Source organism: Streptococcus mitis (genome assembly GCF_019929545.1).
Lineage (GTDB): Bacteria > Bacillota > Bacilli > Lactobacillales > Streptococcaceae > Streptococcus > Streptococcus mitis_BU.
In genome coordinates this window covers 90,157-113,061 of record NZ_JAHZPT010000003.1, presented here as the reverse complement: position 1 = coordinate 113,061, position 22,905 = coordinate 90,157, and the positions used below count along the sequence as shown (strand labels likewise).

At 40.4% G+C, this 22,905-nt stretch carries 24 protein-coding genes; 23 read left to right on the top strand and 1 reads right to left on the bottom strand.

Translation table 11 applies throughout. The annotated features are described in order from the left end of the window. The 23 genes from truB to K1I71_RS01875 all read left to right on the top strand — a co-directional run bounded on the left by truB (position 1) and on the right by K1I71_RS01875 (position 21,998). The gene (gene truB / locus K1I71_RS01985) at positions 1-879 is read left to right on the top strand and encodes a tRNA pseudouridine(55) synthase TruB (protein ID WP_223330075.1); all 879 of its coding nucleotides are present in this window, start codon (positions 1-3) and stop codon (positions 877-879) included. 109 nt (positions 880-988) lie between these two features. Continuing rightward, positions 989-1,627, top strand: a complete 639-nt coding sequence (gene udk, locus K1I71_RS01980) for a uridine kinase (RefSeq protein WP_001181377.1) — start codon at positions 989-991, stop codon at positions 1,625-1,627. 127 nt (positions 1,628-1,754) lie between these two features. Next, complete coding sequence (xseA, locus tag K1I71_RS01975; RefSeq protein WP_223330074.1) at positions 1,755-3,095, top strand: exodeoxyribonuclease VII large subunit; 1,341 nt, start codon at positions 1,755-1,757, stop codon at positions 3,093-3,095. Next, complete coding sequence (locus K1I71_RS01970; RefSeq protein ID WP_000043226.1) at positions 3,073-3,285, top strand: exodeoxyribonuclease VII small subunit; 213 nt, start codon at positions 3,073-3,075, stop codon at positions 3,283-3,285. The genes xseA and K1I71_RS01970 overlap by 23 nt, the downstream gene beginning before the upstream one ends. Next, entirely contained in the window at positions 3,282-4,157 is an 876-nt protein-coding gene (locus tag K1I71_RS01965; RefSeq protein ID WP_223330073.1) for a polyprenyl synthetase family protein, read from the top strand. The genes K1I71_RS01970 and K1I71_RS01965 overlap by 4 nt, the downstream gene beginning before the upstream one ends. Next, entirely contained in the window at positions 4,150-4,965 is an 816-nt protein-coding gene (locus K1I71_RS01960; RefSeq protein ID WP_223330072.1) for a TlyA family RNA methyltransferase, read from the top strand. The genes K1I71_RS01965 and K1I71_RS01960 overlap by 8 nt, the downstream gene beginning before the upstream one ends. Continuing rightward, the gene (locus K1I71_RS01955; RefSeq protein WP_020900686.1) at positions 4,958-5,389 is read left to right on the top strand and encodes an arginine repressor; all 432 of its coding nucleotides are present in this window, start codon (positions 4,958-4,960) and stop codon (positions 5,387-5,389) included. The genes K1I71_RS01960 and K1I71_RS01955 overlap by 8 nt, the downstream gene beginning before the upstream one ends. A gap of 6 nt (positions 5,390-5,395) precedes the next feature. Beyond that, positions 5,396-7,063: a DNA repair protein RecN gene (recN, locus tag K1I71_RS01950; RefSeq protein WP_223330071.1), complete on the top strand. Its 1,668-nt coding sequence runs from the start codon at positions 5,396-5,398 to the stop codon at positions 7,061-7,063. 1 nt (position 7,064) lies between these two features. After that, the gene (locus K1I71_RS01945) at positions 7,065-7,793 is read left to right on the top strand and encodes a metallophosphoesterase family protein (protein WP_223330070.1); all 729 of its coding nucleotides are present in this window, start codon (positions 7,065-7,067) and stop codon (positions 7,791-7,793) included. Between the two features lie 78 nt (positions 7,794-7,871). Continuing rightward, positions 7,872-9,695 (top strand): translation elongation factor 4, encoded by a 1,824-nt coding sequence (lepA, locus tag K1I71_RS01940; RefSeq protein WP_223330069.1) that lies wholly within the window; start codon positions 7,872-7,874, stop codon positions 9,693-9,695. 262 nt (positions 9,696-9,957) lie between these two features. After that, positions 9,958-10,434, top strand: a complete 477-nt coding sequence (locus tag K1I71_RS01935) for a PTS sugar transporter subunit IIA (RefSeq protein WP_223330068.1) — start codon at positions 9,958-9,960, stop codon at positions 10,432-10,434. Between the two features lie 39 nt (positions 10,435-10,473). Continuing rightward, positions 10,474-10,779 carry a PTS sugar transporter subunit IIB gene (locus K1I71_RS01930; protein WP_061852234.1) on the top strand — a complete coding sequence of 102 codons (306 nt, stop codon included), beginning with the start codon at positions 10,474-10,476 and terminating at the stop codon, positions 10,777-10,779. 45 nt (positions 10,780-10,824) lie between these two features. After that, positions 10,825-12,300 (top strand): PTS galactitol transporter subunit IIC, encoded by a 1,476-nt coding sequence (locus K1I71_RS01925; RefSeq protein WP_223330067.1) that lies wholly within the window; start codon positions 10,825-10,827, stop codon positions 12,298-12,300. A 100-nt stretch (positions 12,301-12,400) separates the two neighbouring features. Beyond that, a complete protein-coding gene (locus tag K1I71_RS01920; RefSeq protein ID WP_223330066.1) occupies positions 12,401-13,297 on the top strand; it encodes an aldose 1-epimerase family protein in 897 nt (298 codons plus the stop codon). A 282-nt stretch (positions 13,298-13,579) separates the two neighbouring features. Then, entirely contained in the window at positions 13,580-14,005 is a 426-nt protein-coding gene (gene lacA / locus K1I71_RS01915) for a galactose-6-phosphate isomerase subunit LacA (protein ID WP_000029277.1), read from the top strand. 148 nt (positions 14,006-14,153) lie between these two features. After that, on the top strand, positions 14,154-14,669 hold the full coding sequence (lacB, locus tag K1I71_RS01910; protein WP_001216910.1) for a galactose-6-phosphate isomerase subunit LacB: 516 nt from the start codon (positions 14,154-14,156) through the stop codon (positions 14,667-14,669). Positions 14,670-14,679: 10 nt separating this feature from the next. Further along, positions 14,680-15,609, top strand: coding sequence for a tagatose-6-phosphate kinase (locus K1I71_RS01905; protein ID WP_223330065.1), 930 nt, complete (start codon positions 14,680-14,682; stop codon positions 15,607-15,609). A 1-nt stretch (position 15,610) separates the two neighbouring features. Beyond that, complete coding sequence (lacD, locus tag K1I71_RS01900) at positions 15,611-16,591, top strand: tagatose-bisphosphate aldolase (protein ID WP_001229115.1); 981 nt, start codon at positions 15,611-15,613, stop codon at positions 16,589-16,591. Positions 16,592-16,825: 234 nt separating this feature from the next. Next, on the top strand, positions 16,826-17,662 hold the full coding sequence (locus K1I71_RS01895) for a PRD domain-containing protein (RefSeq protein WP_143952156.1): 837 nt from the start codon (positions 16,826-16,828) through the stop codon (positions 17,660-17,662). Positions 17,663-17,697: 35 nt separating this feature from the next. Continuing rightward, positions 17,698-18,015 (top strand): PTS lactose/cellobiose transporter subunit IIA, encoded by a 318-nt coding sequence (locus K1I71_RS01890; RefSeq protein ID WP_001078320.1) that lies wholly within the window; start codon positions 17,698-17,700, stop codon positions 18,013-18,015. Continuing rightward, positions 18,015-19,706, top strand: coding sequence for a lactose-specific PTS transporter subunit EIIC (locus K1I71_RS01885; protein ID WP_023948158.1), 1,692 nt, complete (start codon positions 18,015-18,017; stop codon positions 19,704-19,706). The genes K1I71_RS01890 and K1I71_RS01885 overlap by 1 nt, the downstream gene beginning before the upstream one ends. Before the next feature lie 585 nt (positions 19,707-20,291). Then, on the top strand, positions 20,292-21,698 hold the full coding sequence (lacG, locus tag K1I71_RS01880) for a 6-phospho-beta-galactosidase (protein ID WP_223330064.1): 1,407 nt from the start codon (positions 20,292-20,294) through the stop codon (positions 21,696-21,698). Positions 21,699-21,740: 42 nt separating this feature from the next. Beyond that, entirely contained in the window at positions 21,741-21,998 is a 258-nt protein-coding gene (locus K1I71_RS01875; RefSeq protein WP_223330063.1) for a DUF3884 family protein, read from the top strand. Between the two features lie 105 nt (positions 21,999-22,103). Here the strand turns inward: K1I71_RS01875 and K1I71_RS01870 are convergent, their stop codons facing one another. Continuing rightward, a complete protein-coding gene (locus tag K1I71_RS01870) occupies positions 22,104-22,871 on the bottom strand; it encodes a DeoR/GlpR family DNA-binding transcription regulator (RefSeq protein WP_223330062.1) in 768 nt (255 codons plus the stop codon). Positions 22,872-22,905 lie beyond the last annotated feature (34 nt).

The following is a 22,905-nucleotide window of genomic DNA, read 5'->3' as shown; positions in this document are numbered from 1 at the left end:
ATGAACGGTATTATCAACTTAAAAAAAGAAGCGGGCATGACCTCGCATGATGCGGTTTTTAAACTGCGTAAGATTTTGGGAACCAAGAAAATTGGTCACGGCGGCACTTTAGATCCAGATGTAGTGGGCGTTTTGCCTATTGCAGTTGGTAAGGCGACCCGTATGGTCGAGTTTATGCAGGATGAGGGCAAGGTCTATGAAGGGGAAATTACGCTTGGCTATTCAACGACGACCGAGGATGCTAGTGGGGAAGTGGTCGCAGAGACACCCGTTTTGTCTCCCTTGGACGAAACCATTGTCGATGAAGCAATCGCTAGTTTGACAGGAAGGATCACTCAGATTCCACCAATGTATTCGGCAGTTAAGGTCAATGGACGCAAGCTCTATGAGTATGCGCGTGCTGGTCAGGAAGTGGAACGTCCAGAACGTCAGGTAACCATTTATCAGTTTGAGCGAACAAGTCCGATCTCTTATGAGGGCGAACTTGCGCGTTTTACCTTTCGTGTGAAATGCAGTAAGGGGACTTATATCCGTACCTTGTCTGTTGACTTGGGAGAGAAGCTGAGTTATGCGGCTCATATGTCCCATTTGACTCGGACGAGTGCCGCAGGTTTACAACTGGAGGATGCTCTTACCTTGGACGAAATTGCTGCAAAAGTGGGGGCTGGCCAATTGGACTTTCTTCATCCTCTAGAGATTGGGACAGGAGACCTTGTCAAAGTTTTCCTAAGTCCAGAACAGGCTGCAGAAGTGCGCTTTGGTCGTTTTATCGAGCTAGACCAAACAGAACAAGAATTGGCTGCTTTTGAAGGAGATAAATTGCTAGCTATTCTAGAAAAACGGGACAATCTCTATAAGCCAAGGAAGGTTTTTAGCTAGTCTAACTGAGGTGTAGGGAGTGTTGTTTCCCCTAGACTATCCAAATCAGACTATAAATTTTGCAAAAAATGTGATAGAATAGACGACGGATAAAAAAACGGAGGATAGCATGCAAAATAGACCAATCATTATCGGAGTGACAGGTGGTTCTGGTGGTGGTAAGACCAGTGTTTCAAGAGCCATTTTATCGCATTTTCCTGATGAAAAGATTTCCATGATTGAGCATGATTCATACTATAAGGATCAGTCTCACTTGACCTTTGAAGAGCGTGTCAAAACCAACTACGACCATCCTTTTGCCTTTGATACAGACTTGATGATCGAGCAGATTAAGGAATTGTTGGCAGGGCGTCCGGTGGACATTCCGACTTACGACTATACAGAGCATACACGAAGCAGCAAGACTTATCGTCAGGAGCCTCAAGATGTCTTTATCGTTGAGGGGATTTTGGTCTTGGAGGATAAGCGTCTGCGCGATTTGATGGATATTAAGATTTTTGTGGATACGGATGATGATGTGCGCATTATTCGTCGTATCAAGCGTGATATGGAAGAGCGTGGCCGTAGCCTTGATAGCGTCATTGACCAGTACTTAGGTGTGGTTAAACCTATGTATCATCAGTTTATCGAACCAACCAAGCGTTATGCTGATATCGTCATTCCTGAAGGGGTTAGCAATACAGTTGCTATTGATCTGTTGACCACCAAGATCGAAAAGATTTTGGAAGAAGCTCGAAATAGCAAATAATCACAGGAGGAGGTCTTGCCTCCTTTTTCTATTTTTCCCCTATAATGGTACATAAATGAAGATTTTTAGGCATATTTTTGGTATAATAATACCTATGAAAGAGCAAGGAAATGAGTAGTAGGTGGAGATGGAAAAGTATTTATCGGTAACAACTTTGACCAAGTATCTGAAAATGAAATTCGATAAAGACCCTTATTTGGAACGGGTCTATTTAACTGGTCAAGTTTCCAACTTTCGTAAACGACCTACTCACCAATACTTCTCCCTAAAGGATGACCATGCAGTTATTCAAGCGACCATCTGGTCTGGGATTTATCAGAAATTAGGCTTCGATTTGGAAGAAGGGATGAAGATCAATGTGATTGGGCGTGTACAGGTCTACGAACCAAGTGGTAGCTACTCCATTATCATAGAAAAGGCTGAGCCTGATGGGATTGGGGCGCTTGCGATTCAGTTTGAACAACTCAAGAAAAAATTGACAGAAGAAGGCCTGTTTCAAGAGAGGTTCAAGCAACCTTTACCTCAATTTTCTAAGAGAATTGGTGTAGTAACCAGCCGCAGTGGAGCCGTTATTCGAGATATTATCACTACAGTCAGCAGGCGATTTCCAGGTGTCGATATCCTTCTCTATCCGACTAAGGTTCAAGGAGATGGAGCAGCAGAGGAAATAGCACGGAATATTGCGCGTGCTAATAAACGTGACGATTTGGATTTGCTCATTATTGGTCGTGGCGGAGGTTCCATTGAGGATTTATGGGCCTTTAACGAAGAAATTGTGGTACGAGCTATTTTTGAATCTAGTTTGCCAGTTATCTCTAGTGTGGGGCATGAGACGGATGTGACCTTGGCAGATTTTGTGGCAGATAGACGGGCTGCGACGCCGACAGCAGCGGCTGAACTGGCAACACCTGTGACCAAGTTGGATCTATTAGCTCATTTGCAAAATCAGGAAAAACGGATGGCAACAGCAGTCCGAAATGTCCTATCGAAGAAACAAGAAGCTTTGAAAAAATGCAGTCAGTCTGTTATCTTTAGACAGCCAGAGCGTTTGTATGATGGCTATTTGCACCGCTTGGATCAACTGCAGCTGCGTTTAAAACAAAGTTTACGTACACGGATTTCTGATAACAAACAAGTCGTCCAAGTAAGGACGCATAGACTGGTTCAATTATCACCTGTTACCAAAATTCAACGCTATCAGGACAGACTAGCTCAGTTGGACAAGCTCCTCCGTAGCCAAATGGCGCTGGTTTATGATGCCAAGGTTGCTGAGGTGAAACGACTTTCGGAAGCCTTGCTGATGTTGGATACCAGTCGAATCGTGGCGCGTGGTTATGCTATTGTCAAAAAAGAAGATTCCGTAGTTGATTCAGTTGAGAATTTAAAGAAAACAGACCAAGTGACGCTTTTGATGCGAGATGGTCAAGTAGAATTAGAGGTTAAAGATGTCAAAACAAAAGAAATTTGAGGAAAATCTAGCAGAACTGGAAACCATCGTCCAAAGTTTGGAAAATGGTGAAATTGCTCTAGAAGATGCGATTGCCGCCTTTCAAAAGGGTATGGTCTTGTCAAAAGAGCTCCAAGCGACGCTGGACAAGGCTGAAAAGACCTTGGTCAAGGTTATGCAAGAAGACGGAACAGAAAGTGATTTTGAATGAAAAAGCAAGAAAAATTAGCTCTTATCGAGTCGGCCTTGGAAGACTTTTATGGAGACCAGCAGTTTGCCTCTAGTTTGCGAGAGTCTGTTCTCTATTCCATTCAGGCTGGTGGCAAGCGTATTCGGCCTTTTATTCTGTTAGAAGTTCTGGAAGCCTTGCAGGTGGCTATTAAACCAGCACATGCACAGGTGGCTGCGGCCTTGGAAATGATTCATACAGGGAGCTTGATTCATGATGATCTTCCAGCTATGGATGATGATGATTACCGTCGAGGGCGTTTGACCAACCATAAGAAATTCGGTGAAGCTATGGCAATTTTGGCTGGAGATGCTTTGTTCCTAGATCCTTATGCCTTGATAGCGCAGGCAGATTTGCCAAGTCAGATCAAAGTGGACTTGATTGCCAACTTATCGCTTGCTTCAGGTAGTCTGGGTATGGTGGCAGGGCAGGTTTTGGACATGGAAGGGGAGCACCAGCATTTGTCTTTGGAAGAACTTCAGACCATTCATGCCAATAAGACTGGGAAATTACTAGCTTATCCCTTCCATGCAGCTGCTATTATAGCTGAATTGGCTCCTGAAATGCAGGTGAAATTGAAAACTGTTGGTGAATTGATTGGACTGGCCTTTCAAGTTAGAGACGACGTACTGGATGTGACAGCTAGTTTTGAGGAAATTGGCAAGACTCCACAAAAGGATTTGCAGGCAGAAAAGTCAACCTATCCTGCCTTGTTGGGCTTGGAAGAGGCAATTGCCTTTTGTAACCAAACTCTTGATCAAGCCGAGGCTAAATTAGAAGAAATTGTCCAACATGTTCCCTTTGAAACAGAATCAATTGTAAGGGTAGTAGAAAGTTTGAGGATCAATGGCTAAGGAAAGAGTGGATGTACTAGCTTATAAACAGGGTTTGTTTGAAACGCGAGAACAGGCTAAGCGCGGTGTCATGGCTGGTCTAGTCGTAGCAGTCCTGAATGGAGAACGTTTTGACAAACCAGGAGAGAAAATCCCAGACGACACCGAGTTAAAACTCAAGGGCGAGAAACTCAAGTATGTCAGCCGTGGTGGCTTGAAATTGGAGAAGGCCTTGCAGGTCTTTGATTTGTCAGTAGAAGGGGCAACAACGATTGATATCGGTGCCTCTACTGGAGGTTTTACCGACGTCATGTTGCAGAATGGTGCTGAGTTGGTCTTTGCAGTCGATGTTGGTACCAACCAGTTGGCTTGGAAATTACGCCAAGACCCGCGAGTTGTCAGCATGGAACAGTTTAATTTCCGCTATGCTGAAAAGACTGATTTTGAGAAGGAACCGAGCTTTGCCAGTATTGATGTGAGTTTTATTTCTCTCAGTCTGATTTTGCCAGCCTTGCACCGAGTGTTAGCCGATCAAGGTCAGGTTGTGGCTCTAGTTAAGCCTCAGTTTGAGGCAGGACGTGAGCAGATTGGGAAAAATGGAATTATTCGAGATGCCAAGGTTCACCAAAATGTCCTTGAATCTGTCACAGCTATGGCAGTAGAGGAAGGCTTTTCAGTTCTGGGTTTGGACTTTTCTCCCATCCAAGGTGGTCATGGCAATATTGAGTTTTTAGCGTATTTGAAAAAAGAAGAGTCAGCAAGCAATCAGGTTCTTGCTGAGATTGAAGAAGTAGTAGAGAGGGCGCATAGTCAATTTAAAAATGAATAAAAAAGAGAGACTTGAAAAAATTAGACGATTTGTGACAGATTATCAAATCGGTACGCAAGAAGAAATCGTAGAACATTTGAAAGAGGCAGGGATCACTGCCACTCAGGCGACAGTATCACGAGATATCAAAGAGCTAGGTATTGTCAAAATTCCTTTGAGAGACAACACCTATGTCTATGAATTGCCAAAATCAATCGTAAAAAGTTTGCAACTGGCTGAAGACAATATTGAGTCTGCAGAATTGATGGACAAGATGATCAATCTCCAAGTCATTCCAGGAAATACAGCCTTTGTAAAAGCTCAATTAATCGAGACTTTTGCGGATAAGATTTTCAGCTGTTTAGCTGATGATAGCTCGATTTTAGTCATTGCCAGAAGTGAAAGTCTAGCTGAGGAAATCTTTGAACAAGTAAAAAATTGGTAGGTCTATATGTTACTTGAAATTTCGATAAAAAACTTTGCCATTATTGAGGCTATTTCCCTCAATTTTGAAAAGGGAATGACTGTCCTGACTGGTGAAACGGGTGCAGGGAAGTCGATTATCATTGATGCAATGAATATGATGTTGGGGGCTCGTGCAACGACAGATGTTATTCGTCATGGTGCACCAAAGGCAGAGATTGAGGGGCTTTTCTCAGTTGAAAATAGTCGTCTTTTACAGGAAATTTTTGATGAGCAAGGTTTGGAAATGGGGGATGAAATTATCATCCGTCGAGAAATATTGCAAAATGGTCGGAGTATCAGTCGTGTGAATGGCCAGATGGTCAATCTGTCTGTTTTGCGTGCTATTGGGCAACATCTGGTAGATATTCATGGTCAGCATGACCAAGAAGAGTTAATGCGTCCTCAACTTCATATCCAGATGTTGGATGAATTTGGTGATACAGGCTTTTGGGCCTTGAAAGAAACCTATCAAACGAGTTTTGATGCCTATCGAAAAATGCGCAAGCAGGTTCTGGAAGTCAAGAAAAACCAACAGGAACACAAGGCACGTATTGAAATGTTGGAATTTCAAATGGCAGAGATTGAGGCAGCAAACTTGCAGGCTGGAGAAGACCTGGCTCTCAATCAAGAGCGTGATAAACTGCTCAACCATAAAAATATTGCGGATACACTGACCAATGCTTACAGCATGTTGGACAATGAAGATTTTTCAAGTCTGGCCAATGTTCGTTCAGCCATGAATGACATGGAAAGTGTCGAAGAGTATGACCCTGAATACCGTGAAATTTCAAGCTCTTTGTCTGAGACTTACTATGTCTTAGAAGATATAAGCAAGCGTCTGCAAGCTATTATTGAGGACCTTGATTTTGATGGTAATCGTCTCATGCAGGTTGAAAATCGTTTGGACCTCCTTCATACTATTACCCGTAAGTATGGTGGGACTGTAGACGATGTCTTGCTTTATTTTGCAAAGATTACGGAAGAATACAATCTCTTGACAGGCAATAATCTTTCATCTGAGGACATGGAAGTAGAGCTCAAGAAATTGGAAGTTAATCTTGTTGATTTGGCAGGTCAACTTGCATCTGCTCGTCATGACTTGGCTCAGCAGCTCGAAGCAGAGATTAAACAAGAACTGCAAGATCTTTATATGGAAAAAGCCCAGTTTCAGGTTCGTTTTAGCAAGGGCAAATTCAGCCGTGAGGGCAATGAAACAGTTGAGTTTTACATTTCAACTAATCCTGGAGAAGACTTTAAACCCTTGGTCAAGGTTGCTTCTGGCGGAGAATTATCTCGTCTCATGCTAGCTATTAAGTCTGCCTTTTCACGTAAAGAAGGCAAGACTAGCATTGTCTTTGATGAGGTGGATACGGGAGTTTCAGGACGTGTTGCCCAAGCTATTGCGCAGAAGATTCACAAGATTGGCCAACATGGGCAGGTTCTAGCTATTTCCCATTTGCCACAAGTGATTGCGATTGCGGATTATCAATTCTTTATTGAGAAGATTAGCAATGACCATTCAACAGTTTCTACCGTTCGTCTCTTGACGGTCGAAGAGCGAGTTGAGGAAGTTGCCAAGATGTTGGCAGGTGATGATGTGACGGAAGCAGCCCTGACGCAAGCCAGAGAATTGTTGAGAAACAGGGAGAAATAAGATGACAGACTATTATGTAATTGGAGATGTTCACGGAAAAGCTGGGATGCTAGAAGACCTTCTCAAAACATGGGATGGTCAGACTCAGTTGCTCTTTCTAGGGGATTTGATTGACCGTGGTGAAGATAGTCGCCGTGTCCTAGAGATGGTTAAGGACTTGGTCGATAATCAAGGGGCAATCTGTTTGTCAGGAAACCACGAGTATATGTTTCTGACTTGGCTCGATGACCCAGAAGAAAGTTATGACCATTATCGTCGCAATGGTGGAGATACAACCATTAACTCTATCCTAGGTCGTCCCTTGGATGCACCAGTTGATGGAGTAGAAGATGCCAAGCGGGTTACCACTGAAGCGGCAGACTTGGTCGAATTCATTCGTCAAATGCCGTTTGTGGTAGAGACAGACAAGTATATCTTTGTTCATGCAGGTATTGATTTAACCTTGGATGACTGGCATGAAACTACAGATTATAAAAAAGTTTGGCTCAGAAAACCATTCCACGAAGCTGAAAATCATACTGGAAAAACCATCGTCTTTGGGCATACACCAGTTTATGGTTTGCTGAAGCAAGACCGAGGTACTGCTGAGCTTTGGATAACAGAAGATGGCAAGATTGGCATGGATGGGGGAGCTGTCTATGGTGGTGTCCTTCATGGAATCGTCTTTACAGACCAAGGAATGACAGAACACCACTTTATCGAAAATGACGGCTTTGTTGCCGAAGATTAGTACTCCTAGCAGGGTATAGTCTTGTCAAAATGTCAAAAACAATTTATAATAAATAGATACCCTGAAAGGAAGAGCATCATGAACTTAGAAGAATTAAAAAAACGACAGGAGAAGATCCGTAACTTTTCTATTATCGCCCATATTGACCATGGTAAATCAACACTAGCAGACCGCATTTTGGAAAAGACGGAGACAGTTTCTAGTCGTGAAATGCAAGCTCAGCTTCTGGATAGTATGGATCTTGAGCGTGAACGTGGGATTACCATCAAACTCAATGCTATTGAGCTCAATTACACTGCAAAAGATGGAGAGACCTATATTTTCCACTTGATTGATACGCCAGGACACGTTGACTTTACCTATGAAGTTTCTCGTTCCTTAGCTGCCTGTGAAGGTGCTATTTTGGTGGTTGATGCCGCTCAAGGAATTGAGGCTCAAACCCTTGCCAATGTTTATCTGGCCTTGGACAATGATTTGGAAATCATGCCAGTCATTAATAAAATTGACCTGCCAGCAGCAGACCCTGAGCGCGTGCGTACAGAGATTGAAGATGTCATTGGTTTGGATGCTAGTGAAGCAGTTTTGGCTTCTGCCAAGGCTGGTATTGGTATCGAAGAAATCCTTGAGCAAATCGTCGAAAAAGTACCAGCACCAATGGGGGATGTTGCAGCACCACTCAAAGCCTTGATTTTCGACTCTGTTTACGATGCTTACCGTGGAGTTATTCTTCAAGTGCGTGTCATGGACGGAGTGGTTAAGCCTGGCGATAAGATTCAGCTCATGAGCAATGGTAAGACCTTTGATGTTACCGAAGTCGGTATTTTCACACCCAAAGCAGTTGGTCGTGATTTCCTCGCGACTGGTGATGTTGGTTATATCGCTGCTTCTATCAAGACGGTTCAGGATACTCGTGTGGGGGATACCGTTACCTTGGCAACCAATCCTGCGGCAGAGCCATTACATGGCTACAAGCAAATGAACCCTATGGTCTTTGCAGGACTTTACCCAATCGAGTCTAATAAATACAATGATCTTCGTGAAGCCCTTGAAAAATTGCAACTCAACGATGCCAGCTTGCAGTTTGAGCCAGAAACATCGCAGGCCCTTGGATTTGGTTTCCGTTGTGGATTCCTTGGACTTCTCCATATGGATGTTATCCAAGAGCGTTTAGAACGTGAGTTTAACATTGACCTCATCATGACAGCTCCGTCTGTTATTTACAAGGTTAACTTGACCGACGGGGAGTCTATGGATGTATCGAACCCATCTGAGTTCCCTGATCCGACTAAGATTGCGACCATTGAAGAACCTTATGTCAAGGCGCAAATCATGGTACCGCAGGAGTTCGTCGGAGCAGTTATGGAACTGGCTCAGCGCAAGCGTGGTGACTTTGTAACCATGGATTATATTGATGACAATCGTGTCAATGTTATCTATCAGATTCCACTTGCTGAAATCGTCTTTGACTTCTTTGATAAGCTTAAGTCTTCGACGCGTGGTTATGCAAGCTTTGACTACGAATTGTCAGAGTACCGCCCATCTAAGCTAGTCAAAATGGATATCCTTCTCAATGGAGACAAGGTGGACGCCCTCAGCTTTATCGTTCACAAGGATTTTGCCTACGAACGTGGGAAACTCATCGTGGATAAGCTCAAGAAAATCATTCCTCGTCAACAATTTGAAGTACCAATCCAAGCAGCTATTGGGCACAAAATCGTGGCTCGTACTGATATCAAGGCCCTTCGTAAGAACGTACTTGCCAAATGTTATGGTGGTGACGTTTCTCGTAAACGCAAACTCCTTGAAAAACAAAAAGCTGGTAAGAAACGCATGAAAGCTATCGGATCAGTAGAAGTACCACAAGAAGCCTTCCTCAGTGTCTTGAGCATGGATGAAGAGTAAGTTATCATAATTGCTTTTCCTTATTCATAGGAAATTTATATAAGAATCAATAGTAAAGCAGGCTTAAACGGTCTGCTTTTTTAGTTTCTAGAACAGAAAAAATGTTTGGTGTGTTTGTTTAAGTGTTTGTTTTTATAACTCAAACCATAAAAACAACAAAAATATAAAAAAAGAGACAAAAAACAACATGAAATCGTTGACAACGATTTCATATAGTGCTATACTTAGATTGTAAAAGTTAATCGAAAGAAGGAAAAACATTATGGGATTAGATCATTTCTTTGACAAAAACCTTGTGTTTTGCTTAGAAGCGGATAATCAAGAACAACTCTTCAATAAAGTAGCTACTTTACTTGAAGAAAGAAAAATTGTAACGGATACTTACCGTTCTGCCCTAATTGAACGCGAGAAGTCATTTCCAACGGGGTTAGACATGGAATTTCTGGGTAAGGATTTGCCAAATGTTGCCATTCCTCATACAGATATTATTCATAATCTGGCTGAAAAAGTAGTGGTCGTTCGGTTAGAAAAACCAGTCGCTTTTCACAATATGATTGCTCCTGATAAGGAAGTAGAAGTATCCTTGCTCTTCTTTATCATTAACAACTCAAGTTCAAGTCAAACGAACATTCTTGCTCAGTTGATGGACTTCTTTACAGGAAATGGGCACTTAGAAGACCTGTCCAAGATTTCAGAACCAGAAGCACTTTACCAGTACATTTCTGAAGCAACTGCTTAAATTGTAAACAAAAAATATAATAAAACGGAGGAAATCCAAATGATTAAAATTCTTGCTGCCTGCGGTGCAGGTGTTAACTCAAGCCACCAAATCAAGAGTGCTCTTGAAGAGGAACTTTCAAGTCGTGGATACGATGTCCACTGTGATGCAGTTATGGTAAAAGATGTAAACGAAGATCTCATCAAAGGCTACGACATCTTCACACCGATTGCTGCGACTGATCTTGGTTTTGAACCAGGTATTCCAGTTATCGAAGCTGGTCCAATCTTATTCCGTATTCCTGCTATGAGTGCTCCAGTGTTTGATAATATTGAAGCAGCGATTAAGGAACACGGATTAAGCTAATTTCGTTCACATTCATAAAACCATAAAGAAAAGGGAGGATTCATTATGGATGTCATAATTAAACTAGCCAACACAATATTCAAGCCTATCTTGGATATGGGCGGACCAATCATTATGTTGATTATTTTGACAGTATTGGCTCTACTTTTTGGAGTGAAATTCTCCAAAGCACTTGAAGGTGGTATCAAACTTGCCATCGCTCTTACTGGTATCGGTGCTATCATCGGTATGCTGAATGGTGCTTTCTCAGCATCACTTGCAAAATTCGTTGAAAATACTGGTATTCAATTGAACATCACTGACGTTGGTTGGGCACCACTTGCTACAATCACTTGGGGATCTGCTTGGACACTTTACTTCTTGCTCATCATGTTGATTGTCAACGTAGTGATGCTTGCTATGAAGAAAACTGATACACTTGACGTTGATATCTTCGATATCTGGCACTTGTCTATCACAGGTCTTTTGATTAAATGGTATGCAGACAACAACGGTGTAAGCCAAGGGGTTTCACTCTTCATCGCCACTGCAGCAGTTGTCCTTGTAGGTGTTCTTAAAATCATCAACTCTGATTTGATGAAACCTACATTTGATGACCTTCTTAACGCACCAAGTTCATCACCAATGACTTCAACTCACATGAACTACATGATGAACCCAGTTATCATGGTTTTGGATAAGATTTTTGAAAAATTCTTCCCAGGTCTTGATAAATATGACTTTGATGCTGCTAAATTGAACAAGAAAATCGGTTTCTGGGGATCTAAATTCTTCATCGGTTTCATCCTTGGTATCGTTATCGGTTTGATGGGTACTCCACATCCAGTTGCTGGCGTAGAAGATGCAGCAAACTGGCAATTAGTTATTAAAGGTTGGTTGTCTCTTGGTTTGACAGCTGGTGTGTCTTTGGAACTCTTCTCACTTATCGGTTCATGGTTCATCGCTGCCGTAGAGCCACTTTCACAAGGTATTACAAACGTTGCTACTAAACGTCTTCAAGGACGTAAATTCAACATCGGTCTTGACTGGCCTTTCATCGCTGGTCGTGCTGAAGTTTGGGCTTGTGCCAACGTACTTGCGCCAATCATGTTGGTTGAAGCAGTGCTTCTTTCAAACGTCGGAAATGGTATCTTGCCACTTGCAGGTATCATCGCTATGGGTGTTACTCCAGCTCTCTTGGTTGTAACACGTGGTAAATTGCTCCGTATGATTATCTTCGGAACACTCTTGTTGCCACTCTTCCTTCTTTCAGGTACACTTATCGCACCATTTGCAACAGAACTTGCTAAAGGTGTAGGTGCCTTCCCAGAAGGTGTGAGCCAAACTCAATTGATCACTCACTCAACTCTTGAAGGACCAATCGAAAAACTTCTTGGTTGGACAATTGGTAACACTACAACAGGTGATATCAAAGCAATCCTTGGTGCTGTAGTCTTCCTTGTATTCTATATCGGTATCTTTGCTTGGTACAGAAAACAAATGATCAAACGTAACGAAGAGTACGCAGCAAAAGCAAAATAATGCGCTCCTATAAAATGTAAATTGTTAAAGCTAGGTTGTCGACATCCATTAGGAGTGACAGCCTAGTTTTTTATAAACTATCAAGAAATCGGAGAAAATAATGGTAATTGAATTAAAATCAGAACAATTAAGAGTTGAATTTAACAGTTTTGGTGGGGCTCTTTCTTCTATAAAAGATGCTGAGGGACTTGAATATTTGTGGCAAGGGGATGCTACTTATTGGAGTGGACAAGCTCCTGTTCTCTTTCCTATTTGTGGTTCATTGAGAGAGGATTCAGCCGTCTATATAGATGAGAAGGGGCAGGAAAGCAAAGGAAACATTCCTCGTCATGGTTTGGTTCGTAAGAAAGAATTTGAATTAGTTGAACAGACAGATAATAGTGTAACTTTTGCAATTGAAGACGATGAGAATAGCTATCAGAACTACCCTTATTATTTCCGCCTAGAAATCACTTATAGCCTTACTGGCAAGACAGTACGAACTCAATACAAGATTTTCAATAAAGAAACTAGCAAGGTCATGCCCTTCTTTATTGGCGGACACCCAGGATTTAATTGTCCGCTATTTGATGACGAAATCTATGAAGATTATTACTTAGAGTTTGAAAAGGAAGAAACTTGCTCTGTTCCACGTCCTTTCCCTGAAACAGGCATGTTGGATTTCCAAGATAGAAGTCCATGGTTAGAGGGGCAAAAAGAATTGGACCTCAGCTATGATCTTTTCAGTGTTGATGCAGTGACTTTAGATGAATTGCAATCCAGAACAATTGCCCTTCGCTCTCGTAAGCATGAGAAGGGATTAAAAGTGCACTTCCAAGAGTTCTCAAATCTCATCATTTGGTCAACTCTCAATAAAGGACCATTCATCGCTTTTGAACCTTGGTCTGGCTTATCAACATCACTTGAAGAAGGAGATCATTTGGAAGATAAGAAAAACGTTCGTCTCTTGGAACCCGGTCAAGTAGATCAAATTGGCTTTGATATTGAAATATTTTAGATTAAAAACCACAAAAACAAACATTTACTGTTGACTTTTTCTGAAAATAGGAGTATATTATGTTTGTAAACAACAAATGATGTTTGTAACAAACAATCGCTTGTTATATTCTCTTTTGAGGAGAAAGTTTGTTTCTAGGAATTTGATTTCCTGGACTTGGATAAGGTGATATTCATCTCATTCAATCAAATTTGTCACTAAACTGCTAGAAAGTCTTTTGTAGGTGAACTGCTAACTAAAAAAGTCTTTACTAGCCTAGAAAAATAAAAAGGAGTATACAATATGTCTATTGTTATCGGTGCAGATGCTGCAGGTTTGAGATTGAAAGAAGTTGTGAAAGACTTCTTGGAAAAAGAAAACTTCCACGTTGTGGATGTTACAGCTGAAGGTCAAGATTTTGTTGATGTGACGCTTGCTGTTGCTGCAGAAGTAAACAAAGAAGAACAAAACCTTGGTATCGTGATTGATGCTTATGGTGCTGGTCCATTCATGGTCGCAACAAAAATCAAAGGAATGGTTGCCGCAGAAGTATCTGACGAACGTTCAGCTTATATGACTCGTGGCCACAATAACTCACGTATGATCACTATGGGTGCACAACTTGTTGGTGATGAATTGGCTAAAAACATTGCTAAAGGTTTTGTTAACGGTAAATACGATGGTGGACGTCACCAAATTCGTGTTGATATGTTGAACAAAATGTGCTAATACTCTTCAAAAATCAAGATAATCTGTTGTCAGCTCACTTTAGCTAACCTCAGTTATGCTTGCAGCTCGCTTCCTAAGCTAATCTTGATTTTTCTTGAGTAGGGATAAATGATATTAGATTTATATAATTAATCGGAGGGAATAACTAATGAGAATTGCAATTGGATGTGACCACATCGTAACAGATGAAAAAATGGCGGTTTCAGAATTTTTGAAATCAAAAGGATATGAAGTCATTGACTTTGGTACATATGACCATACACGTACTCACTACCCAATCTTTGGTAAAAAAGTAGGGGAAGCTGTAACTAGTGGTCAAGCTGATCTTGGGGTATGTATCTGTGGTACTGGTGTTGGTATCAACAATGCTGTAAATAAAGTTCCTGGTGTTCGTTCTGCCTTAGTTCGTGATATGACAACAGCACTTTATGCTAAAGAACAATTGAACGCCAACGTTATCGGTTTTGGTGGTAAGATTACTGGTGAATTGCTCATGTGTGACATCATTGAAGCTTTCATCCATGCTGAATACAAACCATCTGAAGAAAACAAAAAATTGATTGCGAAAATTGAACACCTTGAAAGTCACAATGCTCAACAAACAGACGCAAACTTCTTCACTGAATTCCTTGAAAAATGGGATCGCGGAGAATACCACGACTAAGAGGTGACCTATGATTTTAACAGTCACAATGAACCCATCCATTGATATTTCCTATCCCTTGGATGAGTTGAAGATTGATACTGTCAATCGTGTGGTGGATGTAACCAAAACGGCTGGTGGTAAGGGCCTCAATGTTACCCGAGTACTTTCAGAATTTGGGGATTCTGTTCTTGCTACTGGTTTAGTGGGTGGCAAACTTGGTGAGTTTTTGGTTGAAAATATCGATGATCAAGTAAAGAAAGATTTCTTCTCAATTCAGGGAGAAACTCGTAACTGTATCGCTATTCTTCATGGAGATAATCAAACAGAAGTTCTTGAAAAAGGACCTGAAGTTCTTGAACAAGAAGGTCAAGACTTTTTGGATCATTTCAAAAAACTCTTGGACTCAGTTGAAGTAGTAGCTATCTCAGGTAGTTTACCAGCTGGCCTTCCAGTTGATTATTATGCGAGCTTGGTAGAACTTGCTAATCAAGCTGGCAAGTCTGTTGTCTTGGACTGCTCTGGTGCAGCACTTCAGGCGGTTCTTGAATCACCACATAAACCAACAGTCATCAAACCAAATAATGAGGAATTGTCTCAGCTTCTAGGAAGAGAAGTTTCTGAGGATTTGGATGAATTAAAAGAAGTCCTTCAAGAACCTTTGTTTGCAGGTATTGAATGGATTATCGTTTCACTTGGTGCCAACGGTGCCTTTGCCAAACATGGTGACACTTTCTACAAGGTAGATATTCCTAGAATTCAGGTAGTCAACCCTGTTGGATCTGGAGATTCTACAGTTGCTGGAATTTCTTCAGGTTTACTTCATAAAGAATCGGATGCAGAACTACTCATCAAGGCAAATGTCCTTGGTATGCTCAATGCTCAAGAAAAAATGACTGGTCATGTCAACATGGCCAACTATCAAGCTCTATATGATCAATTAATAGTAAAAGAGGTATAAAATGGCTTTAACAGAACAAAAACGTGCACGCTTAGAAAAACTTTCTGATGAAAATGGTATCATCTCAGCTCTTGCATTTGACCAACGTGGTGCTTTGAAACGCCTCATGGCTCAACACCAAACAGAAGAACCAACTGTGGCTCAAATGGAAGAACTTAAAGTTTTGGTAGCAGATGAATTGACTAAATACGCTTCATCTATGCTTCTTGATCCTGAATATGGACTTCCAGCAACTAAAGCTCTTGATGAAAAAGCTGGTCTCCTTCTTGCTTATGAAAAAACAGGTTATGATACAACAAGCACAAAACGCTTGCCAGACTGCTTGGATGTTTGGTCTGCAAAACGTATTAAAGAAGAAGGTGCAGATGCAGTTAAATTCTTGCTTTACTATGATGTAGATAGCTCAGACGAACTCAACCAAGAAAAACAAGCTTACATCGAACGTATCGGTTCTGAATGTGTGGCTGAAGATATCCCATTCTTCCTTGAAATTCTTGCTTACGATGAAAAAATTGCTGACGCAGGTTCTGTAGAATACGCGAAAGTAAAACCACACAAAGTTATTGGTGCTATGAAAGTCTTCTCAGACCCACGCTTTAACATTGATGTCTTGAAAGTAGAAGTTCCTGTTAACATTAAATATGTTGAAGGCTTCGCTGAGGGTGAAGTGGTTTACACACGTGAAGAAGCAGCAGCCTTCTTCAAAGCACAAGATGAAGCAACTAACTTGCCATACATCTACTTGAGTGCAGGTGTATCAGCTAAACTCTTCCAAGATACTCTTGTATTTGCTCATGAATCAGGTGCAAACTTTAACGGTGTTCTTTGTGGCCGTGCTACATGGGCTGGATCAGTTGAAGCTTACATAAAAGATGGTGAAGAAGCAGCTCGCGAATGGCTTCGCACAACTGGTTTTGAAAACATTGATGAGCTCAATAAAGTTCTTCAAACAACAGCGACTTCATGGAAAGAACGCGTGTAAGCAAGTCCTCCTAGGTTAGGAACATGAATCTAAAAAAATTTTAAAAAAAGTTTTATGTAAAGGTTTACAAAATAACTTACTTGTGCTATACTTAAATCACAAGTTAATACAAGGTGAGTGTTACTAAGTAATATTAGGCATGATCACAGGTGAATTAGAAATCGGCTGATTTTCTAGTTCATTTGTGGTCATTTTTTGTACTCATATACCTTTAAGATATAAAAGGAGGATGACATGTATCGAATTCTAAATCCAATGAATCACAATGTCTCGCTTGTCAGAAATGATAAAGGAGAAGAAGTGATTGTGATTGGTAAGGGGATTACATTTGGAAAGAAGAAAGGGGATTTGATTGCTGAACATCAGGTTGAGAAAATCTTTCGGATGAAGACCGAAGAGTCCAGGGAAAACTTTATGGCTCTCCTCAAAGATGTTCCGCTTGATTTTATCACAGTGACTTATGAAATCATTGATAAGCTATCAAAGAAATATCATTATCCGATTCAAGAGTATCTCTACGTAACATTGACAGATCATATTTACTGTTCTTACCAAGCTCTAGCACAAGGAAGGTACAAGGATAGTAATCTGCCAGATATTTCCACTAAGTATCCTGTCGCTTTTCAAATCGCAAATGAAGCATTTGAAATTTACCGTCAGAAGCTAGCAGATCATTTTCCTGAGGACGAAATTATTCGGATTGCTTATCATTTCATTAATGCCGAAGGTGAAAATGAAGTGGAACTTGTGGAGTCGATTGATAAGAGGAAAGAAATTCTCAGGAATGTTGAAGAAGTTTTAACGGACTATGCAATTCAACGAACTAAAGAGAATAACCATTTCTATGATCGTTTTATGATTCATTTGAATTATTTCTTGGATTATTTAGACAGATCTAGAGATGATAACCAATCACTTCTGGATATGGAAGATCATATTAAACAATCCTATCCAAAAGCGTTCGAGATTGGTTCCAAGATCTATGATGTGATTACGCAACATACGGGTCTTGATTTGTATAAAAGTGAACGAGTTTATCTAGTTCTACATATCCAACGTTTATTGTCATAAAAATTTATTTAAAACTATATAAGGAGAATTCTATCATGAATAGAGAAGAAGTAACATTGTTAGGTTTTGAAATCGTAGCCTATGCTGGCGATGCTCGTTCAAAACTATTGGAAGCTTTAAAGGCTGCTGAAGCTGGTGATTTTGCGAAAGCAGATAGCTTAGTTGAGGAAGCTGGTTCTTGCATTGCAGAGGCTCACCACGCGCAAACAAGTCTATTGGCTAAGGAAGCTTCTGGTGAGGACTTAGCCTATAGTGTAACCATGATGCATGGCCAAGACCACTTGATGACAACTATCTTATTAAAAGATTTGATGCACCATTTAATTGAACTGTACAAGAGAGGAGTTAAATAATGAATAAACTAATTGCATTTATTGAGAAAGGAAAACCTTTCTTTGAGAAACTATCTCGTAATATCTATCTTCGTGCTATTCGTGATGGTTTCATTGCAGGTATGCCTGTTATTCTCTTCTCAAGTATCTTTATCTTAATCGCCTTTGTACCAAACTCATGGGGCTTTAAATGGTCTGATGAAGTTGTAGCATTTCTGATGAAACCTTATAGCTATTCTATGGGTATTCTGGCTCTCTTGGTAGCTGGTACAACAGCTAAGTCATTGACCGACTCAGTAAACCGTAGCATGGAGAAAACCAATCAAATCAACTATATGTCAACACTGTTAGCAGCTATTGTTGGTTTGTTGATGTTGGCAGCTGATCCTATCGAAAATGGTCTTGCTACTGGATTCTTGGGGACAAAAGGTTTGCTTTCAGCCTTCCTTGCTGCCTTTGTTACTGTAGCAATATATAAGGTTTGTGTTAAGAACAACGTCACTATTCGTATGCCTGACGAAGTTCCACCAAATATCTCACAAGTCTTTAAAGATGTGATTCCATTCACTCTCTCAGTTGTTTCACTTTATGCTCTTGATTTACTAGCTCGTCATTTTGTTGGTGCAAGCGTAGCAGAATCAATCGGTAAATTCTTTGCACCATTATTCTCTGCTGCTGATGGTTATCTAGGTATTACGATTATCTTTGGTGCATTTGCCTTCTTCTGGTTTGTTGGTATCCATGGTCCATCTATTGTTGAACCTGCTATCGCAGCAATTACCTATGCCAATGCCGAAGTCAACTTGAACCTTCTCCAACAAGGTATGCACGCTGACAAGATTCTTACTTCTGGTACACAAATGTTTATCGTTACCATGGGTGGTACTGGTGCGACACTGGTTGTTCCATTCATGTTCATGTGGTTAACAAAATCTAAACGTAACCGTGCAATCGGACGCGCTTCAGTAGTTCCAACTTTCTTTGGTGTAAATGAACCAATCTTGTTTGGTGCACCTCTTGTTTTGAATCCAATCTTCTTCATTCCATTTATCTTTGCTCCTATCGCAAACGTTTGGATCTTTAAATTCTTCATTGAAACTCTTGGAATGAATTCATTTACTGCTAATCTACCATGGACAACCCCAGCTCCACTAGGTCTAGTTCTTGGTACGAACTTCCAAGTTCTATCATTCATTCTTGCTGCTCTTCTAATCGTGGTTGACGTAGTCATTTACTATCCATTCCTTAAAGTCTATGATGAACAAATTCTTGAAGAAGAGCGTTCAGGTAAATCTAATGATGAATTGAAAGACAAAGTTGCTGCAAACTTCAACACTGCAAAAGCAGATGCTATTCTTGAAAAAGCGGGTGTAGAAGCAGCACAAAATACCATCACTGAAGAAACAAATGTACTCGTTCTCTGTGCTGGTGGAGGTACAAGTGGTCTCCTTGCAAATGCTTTGAACAAGGCAGCTGCAGAGTACAATGTTCCTGTGAAAGCAGCAGCAGGTGGCTATGGTGCTCACCGTGAAATGTTGCCAGAGTTTGATCTTGTTATCCTTGCCCCTCAAGTTGCTTCAAACTTTGAAGATATGAAAGCAGAAACTGATAAACTCGATATTAAACTTGCGAAAACAGAAGGCGCTCAATACATCAAATTAACTCGTGATGGAAAAGGTGCTCTTGCATTCGTACAAGCTCAATTCGATTAACGATAGGGACTATAAAACAGTCTCCTATCGTTACGGAAATCGCTATGGCGAATTTCCTAATCGCCTTGTTAATTCGTTGGTAAAAAGATATCGTTTTTACCTCCTCATGTCACAATTCGATTAACGATAGGGACTGTGAAACAGTCTCCTCTCGTTACGGAAATCGCTATGGCGAATTTCCTAATCGCCTTGTTAATTCGTCGGTAAAAAGATATCGTTTTTACCTCCTCATGTCACAATTCGATTAATAATAGGGACTATGAAATAGTTTCCTCTCGTTACGGAAATCGCTATGGCGAATTTCCTAATCGCCTTGTTAATTCGTCGGTAAAAAGATATCGTTTTTACCTCCTCATGTCACAATTCGATTAATAATAGGGACTCTGAAATAGTCTTCTATCGTTACGGAAATCGCTATGGCGAATTTCCTAATCGCCTTATTAATTCGTCGGTAAAAAGATATCGTTTTTACCTCCTCATGTCACAATTTGGTGACTCGGTACAAGAAGTGAGATGGAGAAGGATGGCTCACTGACTCCTCTCCTCTCATTTTTACTTTATTTAAATCAAGAAATAGGTGAAAAAATGACAAAAACATTACCAAAAGACTTTATTTTTGGTGGCGCAACAGCTGCCTATCAAGCAGAAGGTGCTACACATACTGATGGAAAAGGACCAGTTGCGTGGGATAAATATCTTGAAGATAACTATTGGTACACTGCAGAACCAGCCAGTGACTTTTACAATCGATATCCAGTTGACCTAAAGCTAGCAGAAGAGTATGGTGTCAATGGCATTCGAATTTCTATTGCCTGGTCACGTATTTTCCCAACAGGCTACGGTCAAGTAAATCAGAAAGGTGTCGAGTTTTATCATAATTTATTTGCAGAGTGTCACAAACGTCATGTTGAGCCCTTTGTAACTCTTCATCACTTTGATACGCCAGAAGCTCTACATTCAAATGGAGACTTCTTAAACCGTGAAAATATCGAACACTTTGTAGACTACGCTGCCTTCTGTTTTGAAGAATTCCCAGAAGTAAACTATTGGACAACCTTTAATGAAATTGGGCCAATTGGTGATGGTCAATACTTGGTTGGTAAATTCCCTCCAGGTATCCAGTACGACCTTGCCAAAGTTTTCCAATCGCACCACAATATGATGGTTTCTCATGCGCATGCAGTCAAGCTATATAAAGATAAAGGTTATAAAGGTGAAATTGGTGTTGTTCATGCCCTGCCTACTAAATATCCTCTAGATCCTGAAAATCAAGCAGATGTTCGCGCTGCTGAGTTGGAAGATATTATTCACAATAAATTTATCTTGGATGCAACTTATCTAGGTCGCTATTCAGCTGAAACGATGGAAGGTGTCAACCATATCTTATCAGTCAATGGTGGTAGCTTAGATCTTCGTGAAGAAGATTTCGAAGTATTAGAAGCCGCAAAAGACTTGAACGACTTCCTTGGAATCAATTACTATATGAGTGACTGGATGGAAGCATTTGATGGAGAAACTGAAATTATCCATAATGGTAAGGGTGAGAAAGGAAGCTCTAAATACCAAATCAAAGGTGTTGGTCGTCGTGTAGCTCCTGACTATGTACCACGTACGGACTGGGATTGGATTATCTACCCTCAAGGTTTATATGACCAAATCATGCGAGTGAAGAAAGATTATCCTAACTACAAGAAGATTTACATCACAGAAAATGGACTTGGTTATAAAGATGAGTTCGTTGATAACACTGTTTACGATGATGGCCGTATTGATTATGTCAAACAACACTTGGAAGTCTTGTCTGATGCTATTGCAGATGGCGCTAATGTGAAAGGTTACTTCATTTGGTCATTAATGGATGTCTTCTCATGGTCAAATGGTTATGAAAAACGTTACGGCCTCTTCTATGTTGATTTTGAAACCCAGGAGCGTTATCCGAAGAAATCAGCTCACTGGTACAAGAAAGTAGCGGAAACTCAAGTGATTGAGTAGTAGAATTAGTAATTAGATATAGAATTCTAGTGAGGCAGAAAGATGTTCAAAGATTTTATCCAATCTATTTATGAAAAAGTTTATATTATAAATTTCGAAAAATGTTCTCAAATACCGTATTTGACGAATGAAGAATTGAAAAGTCTCGGAAAATGGTATGTCTCGACTGGTAAAGAATGGATTTGTCATTCAGATTATGAGCTGGAAGAATTTAAAAATCTGTTTTTAAATTTTATCAATCCTGAAGAATGGGATAATATCTCCTTTGATTCAGATTTTATGCCGTTTCAACAATCATAAAGAATCTAGGAAACTCTCGGTAAAAATATTCATCAAAAAATGCGTAATATCAAGATTTTTATTTTCCTGATATTACGCATTTTATATTTTTATCAATCCTTAATTTTATGACTTAGATAGAATAATTTTTGTTTGTTTAGAAAGTTCAGTGTAATTTTCTTGGCTAAGTTTAGAGTCAGAAACAATCGTGTCGATATCTGATATATTGTAAAAAGTATAAAAATCAAACTTATTAAACTTACTATGGTCTGCTAGTAAGTATTTTTTATTAGCGTTATTGAGCGCAATTCGCTGTGCTTCGCCCTCTTCTTCGCTAAAGGTTGCAATTGCCTTGTCTTTGATACCGTTGCAACTAACAAAGGCTTTGGAAAATTGGAGGTTGGTCAAATTCTGCAAAGTGAGAGTGCCAACAAAGGCTCCAGTGATCGAACGATAATTTCCACCGATCAAAATCAAATCTGTTAGTTTTCGTTCATTTAAGATAAGAAAGACAGGCAAGCTGTTTGTTACAACACGAATATTGTCAATGGGGAGTTCCCGAGCAAAGTATTCCAGAGTAGTTCCTGGACCGATAAAAATGGTTTCCCCTTCATCAATTAAGTGACCTGCAAAACGACTGATTTCTTGTTTTTCTGTTATCTGTAAGCCTTGTTTTTCAACATTTGAGCGCTCATTGTTTAAAAGTGAACCTGTACGAAGTTTTTCAGCGCCACCATGCACACGGACCAACAAATCTTTGTCCGCTAATTCTTGTAAGTAGCGACGAGCAGTCATGTCTGACACATCTAGACGTGACATGATCTCTTTTACAGTAATGGTTCCTTTCGTATTCACAGTCTCTAAAATATGATCTAATTTTTCTTGCTTTAACATCCTGGTCACCTCGATTTCTACTATAATCATCTTA